This window comes from Parvibaculum sp. (assembly GCF_040882025.1).
Classification (GTDB): Bacteria; Pseudomonadota; Alphaproteobacteria; order Parvibaculales; family Parvibaculaceae; genus Parvibaculum.
On the sequence record NZ_JBBECC010000086.1, the window covers coordinates 1 to 4,815 of the forward strand.

Sequence of the window (4,815 nt, forward strand, 5' to 3'; positions counted from 1 at the left end):
GGGGTGATGCCCGTCTCGACGATCTTTTCGACCGCGTGGAGGTGGATCGCCTCGGTGGCGCCGACGCCGTCGCCGTTGGCGCGGGCATCGAGGCCGGCGCGTGATATCTCCACGGCGCGGCGCGCGACGTCGAGCAATGTGCCGCCGCGGAAGGGCGTCTTCAGCGCATGCTTCGCCACGCCGTCGCGCAAGGCCTGACGTTCTTCATCCGTCCAGTCCTTGACGAGGTCCCAGGCCGCGTCGAGCGAGGACTGCTCGTAAAGCAGACCGACCCAGAAGGCCGGCAGGCCGCAGATGCGCGCCCAGGGGCCGCCATCGGCGCCGCGCATTTCCATGTAGTTCTTGATGCGCGCCTCGGGGAAGATCGTCGTCAGGTGGTTGTTCCAGTCGCCCCGCGTCGGCACTTCGCCGGGCAGCGCCGGCAGGCGGCCTTCGAGGAAATCGCGGAAGGACTGGCCCGTCGCGTCGATATATTTGCCGTCGCGATAGACGAAATACATCGGTACATCGAGCGCGTAGTCGACATAACGCTCGAAGCCGAAGCCCTGTTCGAACACAAACGGGATCATGCCCGAACGCGCCCGGTCCGTATCCGTCCAGACATGGGAGCGGTAGGAAAGATAGCCATTGGGCTTTCCTTCCGTGAACGGAGAATTGGCGAAAATGGCGGTCGCGACCGGCTGTAGCGCAATGGCGACGCGCAGCTTTTTCACCATATCGGCTTCGGAGGCGAAATCGAGGTTCACCTGCACCGTGCAGGAGCGGTACATCATGTCGAGACCCATGGTCCCGACCTTCTTCATGTATTCGGTCATGATCTTGTAGCGGCCCTTGGGCATGACCGGGATTTCGTCGCGGCGCCAGTTGGGCGTGAAGCCCAAACCCAGAAAGCCGATGCCGTGTTCCGCGCCCACTTCCTTCACCTGCGCCAGGTGGTCGTGAAGCTCGGAACAGGTCTGGTGCAATGTTTCGAGCGCCGCGCCCGACAGCTCGAACTGGCCGCCGGGCTCAAGCGAGATGTTGCCGCGCGAACCGTCGTCGCTTTCGAGGCCGATGATGTGTTCGCCTTCCATAACCGGCTGCCAGCCGAAGCGCGTCAGGCCCTCCAGCATGGCGCGGATGCCGTGGTCGCCGCCATAGGGGATCGGCGTCAGACCTTTCACACAGAAGGGAAATTTCTCGTGCTCGGTACCGATGCGCCAGTCGGATTTCGGCTTGTTGCCGCGCTCCAGCGCGGCCACGAGATCGCGACGGTCGGTGATGGGCTCGGGCCCGGCGACGAGTATGCTCATGCGAGCCCCTTTGTTCCTCCGCGGACCTTCTTGCCTTTGTCGAGGTTCACCAGCCCGTGAGCCCCGCATGGTCCTTCGCGTCGCCCAGATGTAGGAGCGCCCTTCGCGGGTGACAAGCGCAAATCTCTCTTCGCGAACTACACTCATTTTACAGATCGGAGCCGCAGGATGCAGCCCCGGCAGAAAGATGGCCCGCGCGCGGCACGCAAACGTCGTTTTCCGTGCCGGTCAGTGCAAGAATGACGCGAGCGAGCACAGGAGAGCGGCGATATGCGACTTGGAATTCTCACAGGCGGCGGCGATGTGCCGGGGCTCAATTCCTGCATCAAGGCGGTGATGCGGCGCGCGGCCGAACTCGGCTGGGAGGTGGTGGGCTTCCGGCGCGGCTGGGCCGGACCGATGAACTACAATCCCGACGATCCGGACGGCAGCGAGCAGCATCTGATGCGGCTCGACACCGAGGCCGTCAGGACCATCGACCGCAAGGGCGGCACGGTGCTTCACACGACGCGGACCGATCCGCAATGGATGGTCGAGGCGAAGCTGCCGGATTTCCTGAAAGGAAAGTTCAAGCCCTCCGACAAGGGCACGGTCGACACCACGCCGCATATATTGCGCGTGTTCGAGCATCTCGGCATCGACGTGATGGTGACGATCGGCGGCGACGGGACGCTCAACTATGCCGCGCAGCTTCACAATGAGGGCATGAAAATCGTCTCGATCCCGAAGACGATGGATAATGACGTTTTCGGCACGGATTACTGCATCGGCTTTTCGACGGCGGTGTCGCGCTCGGTCGAACACATCAACGCGCTCCGGACCTCGACGGGAAGCCATGAGCGCATCGCGGTGGTCGAACTCTTCGGACGGCATTCGGGCGAGACGGCGCTGCTTGCGAGCTATCTCGCCGATGTCGACCGCGCGATCATCGCGGAGGTGCCGTTCGATGTCGCGAAGCTCGGGGAATTGCTGGCGGCGGACCGGATGGAGAACCCGGCGCGCTACGCGATGGTGGTGATCTCGGAAGGCGCGACGATGGAAGGGGGCGAGACGCTGACCTATGGCGAGGCGGATGAATATGGCCGCAAGCGCCTCGGCGGCATCGGCCATCTGGTCGGCCAGGAACTGACGCGGATCACCGGCATCGACACGATCACGCAGTCGCTCGCCTATCTCATGCGCGCCGGGCCGCCCGACGCGCTCGACCAGATGGTGGCGAAGAGCTTCGGCACGCTCGCCGTGCAGGAGATCGCGGAAGGCCGCACCGGCTTCATGACAGCGCTGCATGACGGCAATTACACGACCGTGCCGGCGGCGACATGCGCCAGCGGCGGCAAGCGCGTCGATGTCGACGCCTTCTACGACCGCGACGCCTATCGCCCGCGTATTGCCCGGGTGATGGGCAAGCCGATGTTTTTGTATTGAGGCGCGGTTGACGATACGAAGCTGGAAAAGAAAACGTCATGACCCGGCCCTCCTTTGTCATCAAGGTGGCGGGTCATCCACGTCTTGCGGCATGCTCAGGAAGAAAGACGTGGATGGCCCGCATGAAGCGGGCCATGACGGTTTTTATTAGCATGAGGACAGCGGCTCTTTAAAACATGCGCCGCAACCCCGCCCCTAGATTGCTTCGCTGCGCTCGCAATGACGAAAAGAGAGAGCCGTCCCTACCGCTTCAGCTGCATCAGCTGGCGGCCTTCGGCACCGTCGTCGCCGATGATGCTGAAGCCGAAGCGCTCATAAAGCGAGTGGGCGTCGTTGGTGGAGAGCATGATGCGGTGGACGGCGGCGAGCGCCGGGTCGTTCAACATCGTCTCGACGATCCACTTGCCGCGGCCGTCGCCCCGGTGGACGGGCAGGATGTAGACATCGCTCATCCAGGCGAAGCGCGTCATGTCGGTGACCATGCGGCCGAAGCCGGCCTGCTCGCCATCCGGCGAATAAAGCCCGTAGGCCCGCGAATTGAGGATGCTGGTCCAGAGGTTTTCCGGCGAAACGTCGCGCGCCCAATAGGTGGCGCCGAGCATCTTCAGGATGGACTCCTTGTCGAGCCGCGATTTGTCGGTATTGATCTCGAAGCCGTGACGGCTCCAGGAGGAAATCTCGGAAGAACTCATATTACGCACACTCACTGGGGTTATTCTTGTTGTTGGTCTTTCCCGTTATCGGGCTCCCGCGCGTTGGGCATAGATCCACGCTTCCTCGGCAAGCGGCCGCACATTGGCCGCCATCTGTTTGGCATGCTCGCTTGAAGCCGTCCCGTCCCTCACCCGCCCCGCGATTCCCTGCAGGATACCCGCAAGACGGAAGAAATTATACGAAAAATAAAAATCGAGATTTTCGATGCCGTTCGACCGATTCGTCCGTTCACAGTACATCTCAATATATTCCTCAAGCGTCGGGATGCCGAGCGACTTGAGGTCGGCCGTCCTGATCGAACCGGTGCCGCCGCCGGTGCCCTGCCCCGGCATCACCCATTGCATCAGGCTGTAGGTGAAATCGCCGAGCGGGTGGCCGAGCGTCGAAAGCTCCCAGTCGAGCACCGCGATCACCCTAGGCTCGGTCGGGTGCAGGACCGTGTTGTCGAGACGGTAGTCGCCATGGACGATCGATGTCGAATCGTCCTGCGGCACATTTTCCGGCAGCCATTCCATAAGACGGTTCATCTCCGGAATGGATTCGGTTTCGGAGGCGACATATTGTTTCGACCAGCGCGAGATCTGGCGCGCGAAATAATTGCCGGGCTTGCCGAAATCGCCGAGACCGATCGCCTGGTAGTCGACGGTGTGGAGCTGCGCCATGGTGGCGTTGAGGGAGTCGTAGATCTTCCAGCGCGTCTCCGGCTCGATGCCGGGCATAAGCGGCTCCCAGAGCACGCGGCCCTCGACCATGTCCATGATGTAGAACATGGTGCCGATGACGCCGTCGTCTTCACAAAGGCAATATGTGCGCGGCGCGGGGAAACCGACGCCGTGAAGCGCAGTGATGACCTTGTATTCGCGGTCGACCGCATGGGCGGACGGCAGCAGCTTGCCCGGCGGCTTGCGGCGCAGCACATATTTTTTCGACGGCGTCGCGAGCTGATAGGTCGGATTCGACTGACCGCCCTTGAACTGGCTGACCGTCAACGGACCTTTGAAGCCCTCGACATGCGCCGCCATGTACTCCTCAAGGCGTTTCTCGTCGAATTTGTGGCTGTCGGCAACGTCCTTGGTACCGGAAAACTGTTCCTGCCGGCTTTCGGCTGCGTCGGTCATTGGTTTGTCTCTCCCCGTGTCGTTTATTCAATTTCTTTTGTTTCGTGCTTCGACGATGTTTCCATATCAACCAATTCCGTCATGGCCCGGCCCTCCTTTGTAATAAAGGTGGCGGGCCATCCACGTCTTTCTTCAAGGCAACGCCGCAAAGACGTGGATGACCCGCATAAAGCGGGTCATGACGATTTAAGGGAAAGGTCTGAGAAAAGCCTTGCCCTCATTGCCTCACGCGTTCTGCTTTTCGCGCTCGATGGCGCGGTAACCGA

5 protein-coding genes are annotated in these 4,815 nt (G+C 61.7%); 2 read left to right on the forward strand and 3 right to left on the reverse strand.

Features of this window, described 5'->3' with window-relative positions; translation table 11 throughout:
• The coding region (locus tag WEB61_RS05965; RefSeq protein ID WP_368063416.1) for a glutamate--cysteine ligase at positions 1 to 1,292 on the reverse strand (1,292 nt) is incomplete at its 3' end.
• A 270-nt stretch (positions 1,293 to 1,562) separates the two neighbouring features.
• On the opposite strand from WEB61_RS05965, the gene WEB61_RS05970 reads away from it, so the two are divergent.
• Positions 1,563 to 2,717, forward strand: a complete 1,155-nt coding sequence (locus tag WEB61_RS05970; protein ID WP_368063417.1) for a 6-phosphofructokinase — start codon at positions 1,563 to 1,565, stop codon at positions 2,715 to 2,717.
• Positions 2,718 to 2,959: 242 nt separating this feature from the next.
• Here WEB61_RS05970 and WEB61_RS05975 read toward each other — a convergent pair whose 3' ends face one another.
• Together WEB61_RS05975 and WEB61_RS05980 are read right to left on the reverse strand one after the other, a co-directional pair.
• Positions 2,960 to 3,409, reverse strand: a complete 450-nt coding sequence (locus WEB61_RS05975) for a GNAT family N-acetyltransferase (protein WP_368063418.1) — start codon at positions 3,407 to 3,409, stop codon at positions 2,960 to 2,962.
• 45 nt (positions 3,410 to 3,454) lie between these two features.
• Positions 3,455 to 4,549, reverse strand: a complete 1,095-nt coding sequence (locus WEB61_RS05980) for a phosphotransferase (protein WP_368063419.1) — start codon at positions 4,547 to 4,549, stop codon at positions 3,455 to 3,457.
• An 81-nt stretch (positions 4,550 to 4,630) separates the two neighbouring features.
• On the opposite strand from WEB61_RS05980, the gene WEB61_RS05985 reads away from it, so the two are divergent.
• A partial coding sequence (locus tag WEB61_RS05985) for a hypothetical protein (protein WP_368063420.1) occupies positions 4,631 to 4,815 on the forward strand: 185 nt, incomplete at its 3' end.

What these genes read in the sequence shown, in the direction of transcription:
- WEB61_RS05970 (WP_368063417.1), top strand. Translation starts at nt 1,563, where the DNA reads ATGCGACTTGGAATTCTCACAGGCGGCGGCGATGTGCCGGGGCTCAAT.
- WEB61_RS05975 (WP_368063418.1), bottom strand. Translation starts at nt 3,409, where the DNA reads ATGAGTTCTTCCGAGATTTCCTCCTGGAGCCGTCACGGCTTCGAGATC.
- WEB61_RS05980 (WP_368063419.1), bottom strand. Translation starts at nt 4,549, where the DNA reads ATGACCGACGCAGCCGAAAGCCGGCAGGAACAGTTTTCCGGTACCAAG.